This is a genomic window from Roseixanthobacter glucoisosaccharinicivorans (genome assembly GCF_043195095.2).
In the GTDB taxonomy this organism is placed as follows: domain Bacteria; phylum Pseudomonadota; class Alphaproteobacteria; order Rhizobiales; family Xanthobacteraceae; genus NCEH01.
In genome coordinates, this window is record NZ_CM195538.1 from 345,005 (window position 1) to 361,500 (window position 16,496).

At 66.6% G+C, this 16,496-nt stretch carries 16 protein-coding genes; 8 read left to right on the forward strand and 8 right to left on the reverse strand.

Annotated elements, in window-relative coordinates; genetic code table 11:
• Window positions 1-358: 358 nt before the first annotated feature.
• On the forward strand, window positions 359-1,069 hold the full coding sequence (locus tag V5F78_RS01475; RefSeq protein WP_394068791.1) for a GntR family transcriptional regulator: 711 nt from the start codon (window positions 359-361) through the stop codon (window positions 1,067-1,069).
• A gap of 128 nt (window positions 1,070-1,197) precedes the next feature.
• Here the strand turns inward: V5F78_RS01475 and V5F78_RS01480 are convergent, their stop codons facing one another.
• Complete coding sequence (locus V5F78_RS01480) at window positions 1,198-1,461, reverse strand: DUF2312 domain-containing protein (protein WP_348844337.1); 264 nt, start codon at window positions 1,459-1,461, stop codon at window positions 1,198-1,200.
• Between the two features lie 133 nt (window positions 1,462-1,594).
• On the reverse strand, window positions 1,595-1,939 hold the full coding sequence (locus tag V5F78_RS01485; protein WP_394068792.1) for a DUF1244 domain-containing protein: 345 nt from the start codon (window positions 1,937-1,939) through the stop codon (window positions 1,595-1,597).
• Between the two features lie 72 nt (window positions 1,940-2,011).
• Between V5F78_RS01485 and V5F78_RS01490 the strand changes: the two genes are divergently transcribed.
• The 3 genes from V5F78_RS01490 to V5F78_RS01500 all read left to right on the forward strand — a co-directional run bounded on the left by V5F78_RS01490 (window position 2,012) and on the right by V5F78_RS01500 (window position 5,147).
• Window positions 2,012-2,899: a DMT family transporter gene (locus V5F78_RS01490; RefSeq protein WP_394068794.1), complete on the forward strand. Its 888-nt coding sequence runs from the start codon at window positions 2,012-2,014 to the stop codon at window positions 2,897-2,899.
• Between the two features lie 104 nt (window positions 2,900-3,003).
• Entirely contained in the window at window positions 3,004-3,552 is a 549-nt protein-coding gene (locus V5F78_RS01495; RefSeq protein WP_394068796.1) for a DUF1036 domain-containing protein, read from the forward strand.
• 110 nt (window positions 3,553-3,662) lie between these two features.
• A complete protein-coding gene (locus V5F78_RS01500) occupies window positions 3,663-5,147 on the forward strand; it encodes an FAD-dependent monooxygenase (RefSeq protein ID WP_394068798.1) in 1,485 nt (494 codons plus the stop codon).
• A gap of 526 nt (window positions 5,148-5,673) precedes the next feature.
• Here V5F78_RS01500 and V5F78_RS01505 read toward each other — a convergent pair.
• The 4 genes from V5F78_RS01505 to V5F78_RS01520 form a co-directional block, all read right to left on the reverse strand.
• Window positions 5,674-6,396, reverse strand: a complete 723-nt coding sequence (locus tag V5F78_RS01505; RefSeq protein ID WP_509276488.1) for a tetratricopeptide repeat protein — start codon at window positions 6,394-6,396, stop codon at window positions 5,674-5,676.
• 141 nt (window positions 6,397-6,537) lie between these two features.
• The gene (gene ykgO, locus V5F78_RS01510) at window positions 6,538-6,663 is read right to left on the reverse strand and encodes a type B 50S ribosomal protein L36 (protein WP_012114086.1); all 126 of its coding nucleotides are present in this window, start codon (window positions 6,661-6,663) and stop codon (window positions 6,538-6,540) included.
• A 169-nt stretch (window positions 6,664-6,832) separates the two neighbouring features.
• A complete protein-coding gene (locus V5F78_RS01515) occupies window positions 6,833-7,537 on the reverse strand; it encodes a DsbA family protein (protein WP_394068802.1) in 705 nt (234 codons plus the stop codon).
• An 89-nt stretch (window positions 7,538-7,626) separates the two neighbouring features.
• A complete protein-coding gene (locus V5F78_RS01520) occupies window positions 7,627-8,145 on the reverse strand; it encodes a DUF721 domain-containing protein (protein WP_394068804.1) in 519 nt (172 codons plus the stop codon).
• A 102-nt stretch (window positions 8,146-8,247) separates the two neighbouring features.
• Here V5F78_RS01520 and mutY point away from each other — a divergent pair, with 102 nt between their 5' ends.
• The 3 genes from mutY to V5F78_RS01535 all read left to right on the forward strand — a co-directional run bounded on the left by mutY (window position 8,248) and on the right by V5F78_RS01535 (window position 11,974).
• Window positions 8,248-9,468 carry an A/G-specific adenine glycosylase gene (mutY, locus tag V5F78_RS01525; RefSeq protein ID WP_394068806.1) on the forward strand — a complete coding sequence of 407 codons (1,221 nt, stop codon included), beginning with the start codon at window positions 8,248-8,250 and terminating at the stop codon, window positions 9,466-9,468.
• Between the two features lie 225 nt (window positions 9,469-9,693).
• Window positions 9,694-10,704, forward strand: coding sequence for an NUDIX hydrolase (locus V5F78_RS01530; RefSeq protein ID WP_394068808.1), 1,011 nt, complete (start codon window positions 9,694-9,696; stop codon window positions 10,702-10,704).
• 97 nt (window positions 10,705-10,801) lie between these two features.
• Entirely contained in the window at window positions 10,802-11,974 is a 1,173-nt protein-coding gene (locus V5F78_RS01535) for a site-specific DNA-methyltransferase (RefSeq protein ID WP_394068810.1), read from the forward strand.
• Between the two features lie 73 nt (window positions 11,975-12,047).
• On the opposite strand, the gene fabG is transcribed toward V5F78_RS01535, so the two are convergent.
• Window positions 12,048-12,830, reverse strand: coding sequence for a 3-oxoacyl-ACP reductase FabG (fabG, locus tag V5F78_RS01540; protein WP_394068812.1), 783 nt, complete (start codon window positions 12,828-12,830; stop codon window positions 12,048-12,050).
• 324 nt (window positions 12,831-13,154) lie between these two features.
• Window positions 13,155-14,852 (reverse strand): hypothetical protein, encoded by a 1,698-nt coding sequence (locus V5F78_RS01545; RefSeq protein ID WP_394068814.1) that lies wholly within the window; start codon window positions 14,850-14,852, stop codon window positions 13,155-13,157.
• A gap of 367 nt (window positions 14,853-15,219) precedes the next feature.
• Between V5F78_RS01545 and V5F78_RS01550 the strand changes: the two genes are divergently transcribed.
• The gene (locus tag V5F78_RS01550) at window positions 15,220-16,368 is read left to right on the forward strand and encodes an ABC transporter substrate-binding protein (RefSeq protein ID WP_394068816.1); all 1,149 of its coding nucleotides are present in this window, start codon (window positions 15,220-15,222) and stop codon (window positions 16,366-16,368) included.
• Window positions 16,369-16,496 lie beyond the last annotated feature (128 nt).

Consider the following 16,496-nt stretch of genomic DNA (forward strand, 5'->3'; position numbering starts at 1 on the left):
TCTTTAAAAACGAAATAATATATCAGATATACATAAAATAATAATAGTTTTATCGAGTTTGAGTATTAAAGACGAAAGGTCTTTGATAATTAGCGGCGGTGTTGCTGTGCAACTGGCTGTGCCTTAATCCTGCGCGCGTTCTGGTATGGCGTGCGCCTCGGTAATTCTATGCCCAGCGCGACAAGATGGGCTAATATGCACAAGTCGCAGGCACTCCCCTATTCACCTTTGCGCGTCGTGGGGCTAAACTGCAATCTCAGGCGTGAAGTGGAGACGGTTTCTGCTCGAACGCCGCCGAGTCTGATGGTCCTTTATGCAAACAAAGTCCAAACTATCGGCAGCCTACGATCGAAGCCGCGTGCCGCTCTACATCCAGGTCGCATCGGTGCTCCGGCAGCGGATCCAGGCGGGGCATTGGGCCATCGGCGACAAGATTTCCACCCTGGAAGAATTGGAAGAGGAGTTCCAGGTCGCGCGCGTCACCGTGCGCCAGGCTGTGGAAATGCTGCGGGATGAAGGCCTTGTCAGCGCGCGCCAGGGGCGGGGCACGTTCGTCTCCAGCGTGGTGCCCGACCGCCATTGGCTGAAGCTGGAGACCACCTGGGCGAGTTTGATCGCGTCGGTGAAGGAAAATGTGCCGAGGCCCATCACCTTGACCGAAAACGTGCCGCCGCCGCTCCTGAAGCCGGAGGATGGCGAGCTTGCGTCCGAATACGTCTCGTTGAAAAGTCTTCAATTTCGTGACGACCAGCCTTATTCCATCGTCAACCTTCTGCTCGCGCGCCATGTCTTCGAGATGGACCGCGATATCTTTCTCACGGGCCCGGCCTTGCCCGCGCTTGCCGGTCTGAAGAAGGTCAAGGTGAAGGACGCCCATCAGACGCTGATCATCGGCAGCGCCGATCCGACGGTCGCGGATCTCATGAAGATTCCGCTCGGCGCGGCGACGGTCGAGAGCCATTGCGTGGTGGTGGATGCGAAGAATATCGCCATCTATGTGGCCGATATCGTTTATCGCAGCGATTGCATCAAGTTGCAGATCGACCTGCTGCGATCCGAACGCGGATAAGCCAGCGTTCGCCGTCAAGCCGCCGGGCCGGCACCGCCTGGGCGTGGCCTGAAACGGCGCGCCCTTGACCGGGACGCGCCCGGTCATGCGCCAAGGTTTGCGGCGCGTCATCCCGCGCCTGCTGGGCCTCAGGAGAAAATGCCGAGTGCCTGCATGTAGAGGTCGACGATCGCTTCGTGTTCCTTGCGCTCGTCCACGTCTTCCTTGCGAATCTTCAGGATGGCGCGCAGCGCCTTCACGTCGAAGCCATTGGCCTTGGCTTCGGCAAATACGTCCTTGATATCGTCGGCGATCGCCTTCTTTTCTTCCTCAAGGCGCTCGACGCGCTCGATGAAGGATTTCAGCTGTTCCTTGGCGAAGCCCGCCGGGGCGTCCGATACGTCTTCCGACACGTGGTGCAACCTCACAAACAATCAAACGGGCGAATAGGGCGCCGATCAGGGGCAAGATACAGCACGCGGCTGGGCGCCGCCGTCAAGCCGCTGTCCCCGCAATCCCCCCTATCCCCTGCTGCACGCGGCCGGTTCAATGGCCATCGTGCGGCGGCTTGAACGCCGCGGCCTGCTCTGGCGTCGCCTCGCTCTGATAACGGCTTTTCCATTCCTCGTAAGGCATGCCATAGACCGCCTCGCGGCTCTGCGCCTTGTCGACCGGCAGGCCTTCGGCCTCGGCGGCGTCCAGATACCAGTTGGAGAGGCAATTGCGGCAGAAGCCGGCGAGGTTCATGAGCGCGATGTTCTGCACGTCCGTACGTTCGCGCAGGTGGGCGACGAGCCGACGGAACGCCGCCGCTTCAAGCCGCTCGCGGTCCTGCTCGGAAAGCGCGCCGGAGCCATCCAGCGGCGTGGGGTCGGAAAGTTGGGTGCTCATGGCGTGTGGTCCCTTTGTCGGCTTCATGTGGCGCGTGCGCGCGCCGGGTGCAAGGGTCGCAAGGGCGATGCCGTGAATCCGGGGCCAGGCGCCGTCGCATCGCCCCTGCAGCTTGCGCTCGGCATCGCCGCCCTCGCCGGCGGCGCCTTCGCGATGGGCGCGTCGGTGCTGTTCGTGCGGCTTGCGGACGTGGGGCCGTTCGCCAGCGCCTTCTGGCGCACCGCCCTGGCGCTGCCGGTTCTGCTCGTGTGGGCGCTGGCGGCCGAGGGGCGGCGGGCCCTGGTGCCGGATCGCGCGGCGCTGGTGGCGGGGGTTTTCTTCGCCGGCGACCTGTTTTTCTGGCATCTGGCGATTCTCGGAACCAGCGTCGCCAATGCCGCCGTGCTCGCCACCACCTCGCCGGTATGGGTGGCGCTGTTCGCCTGGCTGGTAATGCGCGCCGCCATCACCCGCGCCACGCTTGCCGGGCTCGTGCTGTGCCTTGCGGGGGCGGGCGCGCTGATCGGGCGCAGCTTCCATCTGGAGCCGGCGCATCTGCTGGGCGATGCGGCGGGGCTGGTGACGGCGGTCTTCTTCGCCGCCTATTTCCTGGCGATCGGCAAGGCCCGGCGCACCCGAGGGGCCGGGGCGGTGACGCTGATTTCCACGGCCGCCACGACACTTATCCTGCTCGTCGTGGCTTTGGTGGCCGAGCCGACCTTATGGCCCGCGAGCGCTTCGGGGGCCGCCGCCCTGCTGGGGCTTGCCTTGGTGAGCCAGGTGGGCGGGCAGGGGTTGATGGCGGTGGGGCTTTCCGTGGTGCCCCCGATCTATGGGGCGCTGGTGTTCTTCCTGGAAGTGGTGTCGGCGGCAGCCTTGGGCTGGCTGGTGCTGGGGGAGGCGCTGGGCGTGCTTCAGGGGGTGGGCATGGGGCTTGTTCTGCTCGGCCTGTGGGTCGCAAGGCCGGGCCGGCCGGGATGATCTGCCTCGCTTCTGCCCCGATCGCGCCCGAAAAGACGGGACGATGCCTCCTGCATGCATCGTCCATTGACGCCCGTGCCGTACCAAGGCTAACAGCCGAGCCCATGTTGTTTTCCCACCCGTTCGTTCCGAATGGATCTTCCGCCCTCTGGCGCGGCCTGCGCGCGCTGGCGCTTCTCGCCGTGCTCGCGGCGGGTGCCCTGACGGCGAGCGCGGCCCCCGCGGCCGCCGACTTCCGCCTGTGCAACCGCACCTCCAGCCGGGTCGGGGTGGCCATCGGCTATAAGGAAAACGAGGTCTGGACCACGGAGGGGTGGTGGAACGTCGCGGCCAACAGCTGCGAGACCTTGCTGCGCGGCGACCTCGTGGCGCGCTTTTATTATCTCTATGCCGTGGATTACGACCAGGGCGGGGAATGGGCGGGCAAGGCCTTCATGTGCACCCGCGACAAGGAATTCACCATTCGCGGGGTGGAGGATTGCCTGGCGCGCGGCTTCGACCGGGCGGGCTTCCTGGAGGTGGACACCAAGGAGCAGCGCGGCTGGACCGTGCAATTGACCGAGGCCAACCAATCCAGCCGGGTGCTGCCCGGCGTCGCGCCGCCCGGCAATGCGCCGATGCCCATGCCGAACCCCGCGAGCCGCGGGAAATAGCATCCAGAATGGCGGCTATCGCGCCTTTCCCCCTGAGGCTGTGATATTTCCAGAATGCCGCGCCATCCTGCGGCACCACGGGCAAAAACGCCCGGGTCAGGGAGGGGCACATGGCTGGGACGGGGCGTGTTCTCATCGCGGGCGCGGGGCCGGTTGGCCTGACCCTGGCGGGCGAGCTGGCGCGATATGGCGTCGGCGTGCGGATCGTCGACACATCCGCCGCGCGCACCGACAAATCCAAGGCGCTCGTGCTGTGGAGCCGCTCGCTGGAGCTGCTGGCCCGCACCGGCCGGGCGCAGGACTTCGTCGCCGCCGGCATGGAAGTCTATGGCGCCCGCATCTCCAACGGCCGCACGCTGATCGCCGAGATTGATTTCGACGCGGCGGAGAGCCTGTTTCCCGCCGCCGTCATGATCCCCCAGAGCGAGACCGAGCGGCTGCTGGAAACCCATCTGGAATCGCTCGGAGTCAAGGTGGAGCGCACCACCGGGCTCACCGGCTTTGCGCTTGTGGGCGACGGCGTGCACGCCACCTTGCGCGACGCCTCCGGCCGGGAGGAGCAGGTGGAAGCGGATTGGCTGGTGGGCTGTGACGGCGCCCATTCCACGGTGCGTCACACCCTCGGCATGGACTTTGCGGGCAGCACCCAGCCCAGCGACTGGGTTCTCGCGGATGTGCATCTCGAAGGGCTGACCCCCGACAAGCTGGACATCTATTGGCATTCCGACGGCATCCTCGCCTTCTTCCCCATCACCGGCGGACGCTATCGCATGGTGGCCGATCTTGGCCCGGCGCAGAGCGAGGCACATCGGCCGGATCCGACGCTGGCCGAGGTGCAGGCCTTGGTGGATGCGCGCGGCCCGGGCGGCATCCGCATGCATGATCCCTTCTGGCTGGCGAATTTCCGCATCAACGAGCGCAAGGTGAAGGACTACAGCCTCGGCCGCGCGTTCCTGGCGGGCGATGCCGCGCACATTCACAGCCCGGCGGGCGGGCAGGGCATGAACACGGGCATGCAGGACGCCTTCAATCTCGCCTGGAAGCTTGCCCTCGTGGTGCGGGGGCGTGCCAGGCCTGCCTTGCTCGACAGCTATTCGGTGGAGCGCAGCGCCGTTGGTGACCTGGTGCTGCACAATGCGACCCGCATGACCGACCTCGCGGTGATGCGCAATCCGCTCGCCCAGGCGGTGCGCAATTTCGCCGCCCATGTGGTGCTCGGCCTGTCGCAGGTGCAGCGCCGTGCTTCGCACAGCCTGACCGAGCTGGAAATCGCCTATCCGCACAGTCCCTTGTCGGTCACGGCGCCGCACGCACCCCATGGCGGGGATCTGCCGAAGGCGGGCGAGCGCTGGCCGCAGCTCGATGCCAGCCTGCCGCCGATCGGCGCCGGAGATACCCCCCGCTTCGCCCTGATCGCACACGGCGCCGCGGCGCGCGACCTTGCGGCCGGGTTCGGTGGATTGGTCGAAACCCGTGAGCCGCCCGCAGGTTATGACGGGCTCTGGGTGGTGCGGCCGGACGGCTATGTGGGCCTCGTGGCGGGCGCGACGGATCTTTCCGCCGCCGAGGCCTATCTCGCCGCACTCCTGGCCTGAGGGCTTTGGGGATGTGGAAGTGGTCGCCGCGTTCTAAAAATGTTTCACGTGAAACAATGGGTTAGCGCAGACGAATCGCACGGAGAAGGCACTTGGGGGCACTTTTCCGTGCCTTCTTCGCGGACCAAACCGCGATTTCGGGCGAACGTTCCGCGCGAATGAATCCGCGCCGCCTCGGATGTCCGGAATGGCCGTTCGGCGCGCCGAGAATTGCACCTTTCGCTTGCAAGCTGCCCGGAGACGGAAACGAGGCGCCCCATCAACGTTTAGCGGAGGATCGACATTTCTGGCCCGATGCCAGTGCAAGGTGACATCGTCTGCAGCAGAGCATCGTCATGCACGGGGCTTGTCCCGTGCATCCACGCGGCACCCCTGGCGCCGGCTTTTCAGGGATGGCGCCGTCGGCCCGGCGTGGGTGGCCGGGACAGGCCCGGCCATGACGATCGGGGGCGACGAGCGAAAGATGCAGAAAGAGGGCGCGCACTCCCTGTGGGGCGCTGCCACTTCACTGAATGTCGATCCGCTCCTAAATATCCCGCCCTTCCACCTTGATCTTCAGCTCGGTCTCGATGTCCTTGGCGGCGGTGAGGTGGGGGTTGACGGCGAGGGCGCGGCGGGCAGCTTCCAGGGCATGGGTGTCGTCGCCGACCTCGCGCATGATCAGCGACAGGCCGAGCAGCATGGAATAATGGCGCGGCTCGCGGGTCAGAACCTCGCCCACGTCCACGAGGGCCGAGGCGTAATCGTCCTGGAGATAATAGATCGTGGCGCGCCGGCTGCGGGCGGCGAGGAAATCGGGATAGGCGTCGATCACCGAGCCGAGCAATTCCAGCGCCAGATCGTATTCCTTGGCCTGGGTGGCCGCCTCGGCGCGCGACATCAGCAGGTCCGCGCTGGGGCTGCCCGATTGGGCGAACATGGCCTCGATTCGGCTGCCGAGGGCCGAGGCGGTGTCATCGTCCGGCGCGAGGCGCAGGGCCTCGAACATGGCGTCCAGCTGAACCCGCCGGTCGCGCGGCAGCTTGGGTCGGGCTGGGGTGGCCTCCGCCGCGCCGGCATCGGGCCGGCCTGCATCGGAGCGGGATTTCGGCGCCGCGCCGGCCGAGGGCTTTTCGCCGGTGGTCTGGGCGTGGGCGGCATAGGCGCCGCAGAGCGCCAAAGCGAGCGCGCAGGCCAGCGCCATCACCAGCGCACGCCGCCCGGCGGCGGTGGCGCGCGCGGCGGACGCCACGGACGGATGGGAACCCACGGACGGATGCTTGGACATCATCATCCGCAAAGTGTGAGGCGAGGCGCATAAAGCGTCAACCGCCCCACCCCTTTCGGGGGGAGCGGCGCGATCAACTCATCTCGATGACGAGAGCCCCGCTCGCAAGGAGCGGGGAAACGCTCAGCCCTGGCGGGCCTTGTAGCGCTTCTGGGTCTTGTTGATGATGTAGACGCGGCCCTTGCGGCGCACGAGACGGTTGTCCCGGTGACGGCCGAGGAGCGACTTGAGAGAGTTGCGGATCTTCATAACCTACTGCCTTCGGCCGACCGCGGCGCGGCTTCACCGCGCGGCTCGTCGACACAATGTATTGGATCGAGCCGGTTCGATAAGGGGCGCGCGCCGCAATGTCAACGGCGCGCGCTGTGGATGACGTGCGATTGCCGCCCGGCGGAGCGCTCCGCCGGCGGCCGGTGCCTCACTTGCCGGCGAGCAGGGGCGCCAGTTCCTTGTCGAGCTGCTCGGGGGTCATGGCGCCCGACACCTTCTTGCCATTGATGAAGAAGGTGGGGGTGGAATCGACGCCGAGTTCCTTATTGCCATATTGCGTGCCGGCCTGGATCTTCTCCGCCAGCTCCTTGTCGCTCAGGCATTTCTCGAAATCGGTTTCGCTCATGCCCGCCTGCTTGGCGACGCGCATCAGCCCCTCGGCCGGATTATTGCCGAACGCCCAGCTGCGCTGGGTTTCGAACAGCGAGGAGACCATGGGGAAATATTTGTCGCTCGGCATGCAGCGCGCCAGCATGAAGGCGGCGGTGGCGACCGGATCGAACGGGAATTCCCGCAGGATGTAACGCACCTTGCCGGTGTCGATGTATTTTTCCTTCAAGGTCGGGAAGGTGCCGGTGTGGAACGCCGCGCAATGGCTGCAGGTGAGCGAGGCATATTCGATGATGGTGATGGGCGCGTCCGCCTTGCCCATGGACTGCTCGGGCAGCGGGGTGGCGGCCGGGGCGTTCAGCTTGAGCGGGTCCACGGTCTGGCCCTGGGCCGGGGACTGCGCGAGCGCGCCTTCCGACAAGCCCGGCAGCATCCCGGACAGCTGGAGCAGGGGGCCGGCGAGCGCGACGCTCAGGGCGAACTGACCCACGCCCAGCAGGAAACGGCGACGATGAAGCGACATGGAAATCTCCGGGAAAGGGCCTTCGCGTTCTAGGGAGCGCGCTAGCATGGCGAGGATAGGGCGCCAATCCCTTCGTGCCCTCGGGACGATCAAGATTTCCGGCGCTCGCGGCGCACCAGGGCGCCGAGCCGGGCCAAGGAGGCGCCCAGCGCCTCGTCCTCGAACCGGCCGAGCGTGCCGCGCACTTGCGCCAGCGCTTCCGGCGCCGGCTCAATGCGCGGCGGCGGGCCTTGATGGCGCTGCGGCACCGGGCCCTGGCGCAGCACCAGCCGGCCGACGCAGCGCCAGCCGAAATAGGCGTTGATGCGGTCGATCACCACAGGCGCGGCATATTGCAGCTCGATGGCATAGGCGCCTTCCACCCGCACCACCAAAGTCGCCGGCTCGCTGGCCTGACGGGCATCCTGGCGCGGCCACTGCAATTTCACCGGCGTCGAGCGCGGGGCGAGCGCGGGGCCGACGATCTCGTCCCAATGGGTCACGATCTCCACCGCCGAAAAGCCCGCCTTGCCGCACAGGTCGGCAATGGAAGGCCCCACGAGGTCGGCGAGGGGACGGGCGGCGGGCCGCCGCTTCCAGGGGGATTTGATGGGGCTCTCTTCCGTCATGGCTGCGGCAGGTGCGGCGCGCTGGGGACCGTCAGGTGGAAGGCGCGCGTGCCGGGCGTTCGCCCCCTTGCGGGCGGCGCGCGGCCCCGGCACGGTGGCGCCATGGACGATGCCACCCTATCAGCCCCGCGCGCGCGCAAGAAGGCCGCTGCGCCGGCCGCCCCCGCGAAAGTGAAGGCCGCCGCGCCGGCCGCCCCCGCGAAAGTGAAGGCCGCCGTGCCGGCCGCCCCCGCGAAAGTGACCCGCGAAAAGGCGACGGGCGAAAAGGCGACGGGGGCGATCGCCGTCGCCCTGCTGGCCTGGTACGACCGCCACCGGCGCCGGCTGCCCTGGCGCGCGGAAGGCGGGCGGCTGGGCGAGCCCTATCACGTGTTTCTCTCCGAAATCATGCTCCAGCAGACCACGGTGAAGGCGGTGGGGCCTTATTTCTCCGCCTTCCTGGCGCGCTGGCCGCGTGTGGCGGATCTTGCGGCGGCGCCGCTGGAAGAGGTCCTCTCCGCCTGGGCGGGGCTCGGCTATTATGCCCGCGCGCGCAATCTGCACGCCTGCGCCAAGGCGGTGGTGGAACGCCACGGCGGCGAATTTCCCGCCGACGAGACCGCGCTGCTCGCTCTACCCGGCATCGGCCCCTATACGGCGGCGGCCATCGCCGCGATCGCGTTCGATCTCCCGGCAAGCCCGGTGGATGGCAATATCGAGCGTGTGGTCAGCCGGCTTTATGCCGTGGATGAGCCCTTGCCGAAATCCAAGCCGCGCATCAAGGCGCTCGCCGCCGCGCTGACGCCGCACGACCGGCCGGGCGATTTCGCGCAAGCCATGATGGATCTCGGCGCCACCATCTGCACCCCGCGTTCCCCGGCCTGCGTGCTGTGCCCGCTCAGCGCGCCCTGCCTCGGCCGGGCGGCGGGCGATCCCGCGCGCTATCCCGTGAAAGCGGCGAAGGGCGAGAAGCCGGCGCGGGCCGGCATCGCCTTTCTCGCCGTGCGCGCCGATGGCGCGGTGCTGCTGCGCACCCGGCCGGAAAAGGGCCTGCTCGCGCAGATGACCGAGGTGCCCTCCACCCCGTGGACCGCCGGCGTGCCTTCGGCTGGCGATCATGCGCCGCTTTCCGCCGGGGCCAAGGGCTGGCGCGCCTTGCCGGGGCGGGTGAGCCATGTGTTCACCCATTTCGCCCTGGAGCTGGAGGTGTGGCGCGCCGATCTGCCCGCAGCCACCGTCGCGCCCGCCGGCCATCGCTGGGTGCAGCCGGTGGATTTCGCTCGCGAGGCGCTGCCGAGCGTGATGCGCAAGGTGCTGGCGCACGCGCGCATACCGGGGGCGTGAGGATCAATCCGGGGCAACCTCCCTCGCGCGTCCCGGCCAAGCGCAATGCCGGCTGCGCCGGCTTTTCCCCAGGGGCCCGGCTCGGCGCTCCGGCACGGCCGTCGCTGGGCGGGGACACGGGGCGCATCACCGCCGTCTCCGCGCCCACCCCCGCCGAAATCCGCATTGCCGCCGGCGCGCGTTCGCGCCATAGGATCGCTCAGGGCAATCTCCATGGCGGTGGGCATGCGCGATGACCGACCCCGCTTTCCCTCGCGCCCCGTGGCGGGAGGGGGAAGCGATGCGCCGGCTGAATTCAGCATTGATCTGAGCGCCGCCGTGGTTGCGGTGACGGCGGAGGAGCCGCGCGTGCTCGCGCTGCGCGTCGGCGACCGGCCGGCGCTCCCCTCCGGCCCGCTGGAGGAGCACCACCGCACGCTCGAAGGCGGCCTGCGCAGCTGGGTGGAGCGGCAGACCCACCAGCAGCTCAATTATATCGAGCAGCTCTACACCTTCGGCGATCTCGACCGGCACGACGGCGGGGCGGCGCGCGCGCTCTCGGTGGCTTATCTCGCTTTGGTGCGCGAGGCGCGCCCGGCGGGCGAGATGGCGGCCGCCTGGCTCGGCTGGTACGCCTGCTTCCCCTGGGAGGATTGGCGCGGCGGCCGCCCGGGCGTGCTCGATCGCATCGGCGCGGGCCTGGAAGCCTGGGCGTGCGCCGCGCCCGACGCGCGAACCGCCGAGGTGCGCCGTCGCCGCCGCGTGCTCGCCTTCGGCCAGGAAGGGGCGGAAGAGACCTCCTGGAACGACGAGCGCGTGCTGGAGCGCTACGAATTGCTCTATGAAGCCGGCCTGGTCGCGGAAGCCGCAGCAGAGGACGGGGCGCCGGCCGCGCCCGAGGCGCTTCCCGGCCAGCCGCTGCTCGGCCAGCCCATGGCGCTCGACCATCGGCGCATCCTCGCCACCGCCATCAGCCGCCTGCGCGGCAAGATCAAGTATCGCCCCGTGGTGTTCGAGCTGATGCCGCCCGCCTTCACCCTGCTGCAATTGCAGAAGGCGGTGGAGGCGCTCTCCGGCATGCTGCTGCACAAGCAGAATTTCCGCCGCCTGGTAGAAAGCCAGGGCCTGGTGGAGGAAACCGGAGAGACCACCAGCGGCACCGGCGGGCGCCCGGCGCGCCTCGTGCGGTTCCGCCGCGACGTGCTGCTGGAGCGACCGGCCCCCGGCGTGCGGCCGCAGGGCGCCCGGCGCGGATAGTCGCGCGATCCGGGCGAAAAAACCCTCCTGCTTTACCTGCCCTTAAGTCCGCGCCGCGACACTGCCCCCATCGTAAGCGTTGCGTATGGGTTGCGTCATGAATGTGGTGCGTAAAGGGGCGCCCCGAGGGGCGCCCCGTCTGTCCCGGGCGGCCCTCGCGGCAGTGCCGGATCTGGAACTGGACCGGGTGCTGGTCGGGGATTGCATCGCGGCCATGAACGCTTTGCCGGCCAATAGCGTCGATCTCGTCTTCGCAGACCCGCCTTATAATCTCCAGCTCCAGGGCGAGCTGAAGCGCCCCGACGAAAGCCGCGTGGACGCGGTGAACGATGAGTGGGACCAGTTCGAAAGCTTCGCCGCCTATGACGCCTTCACCAAGGCCTGGCTCGCGGCCGCGCGGCGGGTGCTCAAGCCGTCCGGCACGCTGTGGGTGATCGGCTCCTACCACAACATTTTCCGCGTCGGCGCGACGATGCAGGATCTCGGCTTCTGGATCCTCAACGACGTGATCTGGCGCAAGACCAATCCCATGCCGAATTTCCGCGGCCGCCGCTTCACCAATGCCCATGAGACGCTGATCTGGGCCGCGCGCGATGCCGACGCCCGCAATTACGTGTTCAATTACGAGGCGCTGAAGGGCGGCAACGAGGATACGCAGGTGCGGTCCGACTGGCTGTTTCCCCTGTGCACCGGCCATGAGCGGCTGAAGGACGAGAACGGCCGCAAGACCCACCCCACCCAGAAGCCGGAAGCCCTGCTGGCGCGCATCCTGCTCTCCGCCTCGCGGCCCGGCGATGTGGTGCTGGACCCGTTCCTCGGCTCGGGCACCTCGGCGGCGGTGGCCAAGCGGCTGGGACGGCACTATCTCGGCATCGAGCGCGACACCACTTACGCGGCGGCGGCGGAAAAGCGCATCGCCGGCGTGACGCCGTTGCCGGACTCCGCGCTTGCCGCCCCGCCCAGCGCGCGCGAGGCCCCGCGTGTCGCCTTCTCGGCCCTGGTGGAGCGCGGGCTGGTGACGCCCGGTGTGGAACTCACCGATTCCAAGGGCAATGTGCGCGCCGTCGTGCGGGCGGACGGCACCATCGCCCTCACCGGCCTGGCCGGAGCGCCGACCGTGGGCTCGATCCACCGCATGGGCGCGCTCGCCCAGGGGGCGGAAGCCTGCAACGGCTGGACCTTCTGGCATGTGGAGCAGGAAGGGCGGCGCCATCCCATCGACGTGCTGCGCGCCCGCCTGCGCGCCGAAATGGGCATACGCTCGGAATAGCCGCCCGCCTCGACGCCCCGCGAAATGTTACGAAAGACAGTCGGCCCCGGTTCGCCCGGGGCCGTTTTGCGTTTCACACCGGCCCGCCCATCTCCTCCAGCGCGCCGAGGGATTCGGGCAGGATCTGCCCGCCATCCACCACCATGCCCTGGCCGGTGATGTAGCCGGCCTCTTCGGACGCGAAGAACAAGGCGGCATTGGCGATGTCGTCCACGCTGCCGAGCCGCTTGAAGGGAATGGAAGATTCCATTTTCGCGATATAGTCCGGCCCGAGCCCGTCGAGGCCCTCGGTGCGGATGTTGCCGGGCATCACCGCATTCATTGTGATGCCGAAGGGCGCAAGCTCGATGGACGCGGTGCGCATGAAGCCCAGCTGCGCCGCCTTGGAGGCGCCGTAGTGCGCCCAGCCGGGATAGCCGGTGATCGGCCCGGTGATGGAGGAGGTGAGCACGATGCGCCCCCATTTCTTGGCCTTCATCTGCGGCAGCACGGCTGACACCGAAAGGAACGTGCCCTTCATATTGGTGTCCATGACGAGGTCGAAATCCTCCCCCGTCATCACGTCCAGCTTGGCGGCGGGGAAGATGCCGGCATTGGCGCACAAAACGTCGATGCTGCCATAGCGCTCCAGCGCGGCGGCGGCGAAGGCGCGGCAGTCCTCCGCCTTGGTGACATCGGCGGCGAAGGCCGAGGCATGGGCGCCGATTTCCTGTGCGACCGATGTGGCTTCTTCCAACTTCCGCGACACCACAAGCACATTCAGCCCGGCCGCGCCGAAGCGTTTCGCGATGCCGCGCCCGATGCCCTTGCTGGCACCGGTGACGATGACGGTACGCCCTGCGAGCGCTTTGAACATGCGCTTCTCCTCATGATCTGAAAGGTTTTTCAACGCGACGGGTGCGGGAAGACGCGCGCGCGGCGGGCGCTTCGTCCCGCTATGCGAAACGCAGAATGCGGTGCAAAAAACCTGTTGTAAAGCCCACGAGTCGGAGCTTCCTATCCAACATAGTTCAACAGAAAGTCCAACATCTCTCGATCCTCCACACCCGCAAATGGAACGCCCGCGCCGGTGCGGAGGACCCCGGACAAGACGGGGCTCTTTTATGCGCTAGCGGCATCTTGCATGGCTTCGCCGGGGCCGGTGCGCGCGGCGGGAGATGCGCCGCTGTTCTGTCGCCTTTTATGCCGGGCCGCCCGGGGCGCTGATCGCGGCTGGGCCCTGCCACCGCGCCGCACGGATCCGCGCCACGAGGGCCGCGATCAACCCCAGCGAGAATGCGATGATTTCAGGTTCCACAGCGATGCGGAAACGCATGTTCTCGGTCAGTTCCACGGCGTTGAAGAAGAGCGCGCCGTAGGTCACCACCGCCAGCAGCAAAACCAGCTTTCCATCGAATATGCCGGGGCGCTTGCGCCACCGGAGCGTGAGATCCGCGATAAAAGCCAGCGGCGTTACAAAGTGCAAAATGAAAAAGAAGAACGTGTCGAACGCAAGCAGGCGGATCGACGGCAGGGAAATTGGCTCCGGGATCTTGATTTGGAACGTCCCTTCATTGACCCAGGCGGTCTGCGGTCGCCAGTCGAACGTCAGGTCCGCGATGCTGGCCAGACGAGGCTCCAGAAACAGGGGGCCGACGAACATTCTCCCATAATTCAAAATCGGCTCCCAATATATGCGGTAGGATCGCAAGAATTTATCCAACAAAAACGGGCCTAAGAGGCCAAAATTGGCTTTGACCGCTTTCAGATATTCCACCGACAGCATTTGAACCGCGATGGAATTGACCGCTCGGTTGGTGCCGCGCAGCTCCGCGTCGATCTGGGCCTGCTTTTGACGCACGTCGTCGGGGACAAAAGACATCACGGCGGGCGGCACCCATTCGACCACGCCTTTTTCCTGCATGAGCCGGACGAACCAGTCTGCGCTCGGGCTGCCGGGCTTGGCCACGGCGTCGATGAAGCGCTTTGCATCCGCCTCGGTCTGGAACAGCCCATGCATCACGCTGATGCCGCCCCATGAGGACGCGGTGGGGCTGAAATAACCGTACACGGCATAGGTTTTCAGCGCCCATCCGCCTTGCAGCACGATCACCGGGAGGAGGAAAACCAGCATGGCGCGCAGGCCGCGGTTCCAGGCCAGGACGAAGGCGATGGGCACGGAAATAAACGACAGGGACGACCGTGTCAGTATGGCGAGCGCCGTGCTCAGACCGGCCAAAAGGATGAACTTGCGGACGGTGCGGTCGGGCGCCGGTGCGTCGAAGGCGATGCAGAGGAAATAGCTCGCCAGCAAGGTCAGGAACATGCCCAGCGTTTCATAAAAAAGCTGGCCGAACGAATAGGCTTCGATCACCAGCAGGTCCGTGGAGCATGCGAACACAAGCGCCATGCCGGCGCTCACGAGCAAGCCGCACCCGAGCCGCGCCAGAAGGAGAAAGAGCACCACCCCGCTCGCACTGCCGATCGCCGTCTGGAGAACGTAGAGCCAGCGCGCGACGCTGACCGGCCACTCCGCCAGATTCACGATCACGCCAAAGATGAGCTGCGGAATCGGAGGTGTTTGCTGGAGATACCAAAGCGTCTTGAGGAATTCGAACCTGAATCCATCACGGCGGAGAATTTGCATCGTCAACCGGGACTGGTTGACCTCGGCGGATTGGTCGAGCGCATCGCCAATGGTGAGGCCGAGATAAAGACGTTGCAGCACGACCACAACCACGATGGCCACCGCGCATGCGAGGCGCGGATGGGCGCGCAAGCCGGCGATGGCGCGGGCGGCAAGAAGGGCAAGAGGAGCAACAGGCGAGTGTCTCCCGTCCCCCGCGTCTGCGCCGCGGCGGGCTTGAGCGGCGCGGGGGTCACGCTTCTGGCCAGTCATCCTGAACATTTGCTCCGGCAGAAACGCGTTCAAGGTGCAGGGCGCACGCGCCACCGCGGACACCTGCCCGCGTGCGCGGGGGCAGCGCGGCACTTTAATAACACCGATGGATGGGAAGGCGGAAAGCGGCGGAGCACCGCATCATGCCGCAGTGCGAAACGAGGAAAGCGGTGCAAAAAAACTGTTGTAAAGCCCACGAGTCGGAGCTTAACATCCAACATAGTCCAACAGAAAGTCCAACATTCCTTCGGCGCCGCGACCTGCTCTCCGACCCTTCGGACGGGACCGGCGGCGCTGTGCCGGAGGAACTGGGGGGTGAAGATTGGACACGAAATCAGAACCACCAGACCATTCCAGAGGATCGACAATGACCATTTCCAGACGGTCTGTGCTCAAGGGCATGGCGGCCGGCGGCCTTGCGATGGCGGGCGGCCCGTTCGCCATGACCGGCTCCGCCTTCGCGGCGCGCGAGAAGGAGCTGAACATCCTGTGCTGGGAGGGCTATAATTCCGCCCAGGTGCTGGATCCGTTCCGCAAGAAAACCGGCGCCACGGTGAAGGCGGAGAGCCTCACCAATGATCCCACCATGATCAACCGCCTGCGCGCGGGCGAAATCAATGTGTGGGACCTGATCAACGTCAACAATCCCTGGGCCCGCAAGGTCATGTATCCGGAGAAGCTGATCAAGCCGCTCCCGAAGGACGAGTTCGAGCCGTTCTTCGCCAAGATGCTGCCCATGTTCAAATGGCCTTACAAATGGGCCATGAGCGACGACGGCAAGGAATTGCTCGGCTCCTGCCAGCGGTTTGGGCCCTATTCCTTCGTGGTGAACACCAAGAAGATCGACCGCAAGACCGCCGAGAGCACCGGCTGGGACCTGTTCAACGATCCCAAGCTCTCGGGCAAGTACGGCATCCTGGAATCCGACGATTGGAACGTGTTCAACATCTTCCTGGTCGCCGGCATCGACCCGTTCAAGGTCCACACGCCGGAGGAACTGGCCAAGTTCGAGGACACCGCGAAGAAGGTGTTCAAGGGCGCCAAGCTCATCGGCGACATCGCCGCCATGAACCAGGCGCTGGTGTCCGGTGAAATCGACCTGCACCTCACCGGCGGCACCTATTCGGTCTCGCCCGCCCGCGCCGACGGTTATCCCGAGCTGCGCGGCATCACCCCGCTCAAGGGTCCGCTGCCGGGCGGCAAGGGCGGCGTCTCGTGGATCGAGGTGACCTCCACGGTCAATAATCCCAACCCCACCCCGCTGGCGGTGGAGTTCCTGAAATATGTGCAGGCGCCGGAAGTGGCCCACACGGTGGCGTTCGCGGAAGGCACGTTCAACCCGGTCGCCCAGATGGGCAATCCGGACTGCTTCAAGCTGTTCAGCAAGAAGGAGCTGGAAGCCATCCAGTGGGACAGCCTGGACGAGGAGATGGATCGTTCCGTCGAGTACGACATCGTGCCCGATTACGACAAGGCGCTCGATCTCATGAACGCCGCCAAGCGCGTGCGGGGGTAGGGCTCCGGTTTCGCTTCCCCGTTTTCCCCTCCCCCTATCGTGGCGTTCCCCCTCCCTAACCCTCCCCCGCACGCGGGAGAGGGGACAGGTGGGAAGGGGACGGGGTGGTGGGAAAGGGAATGGCTCCC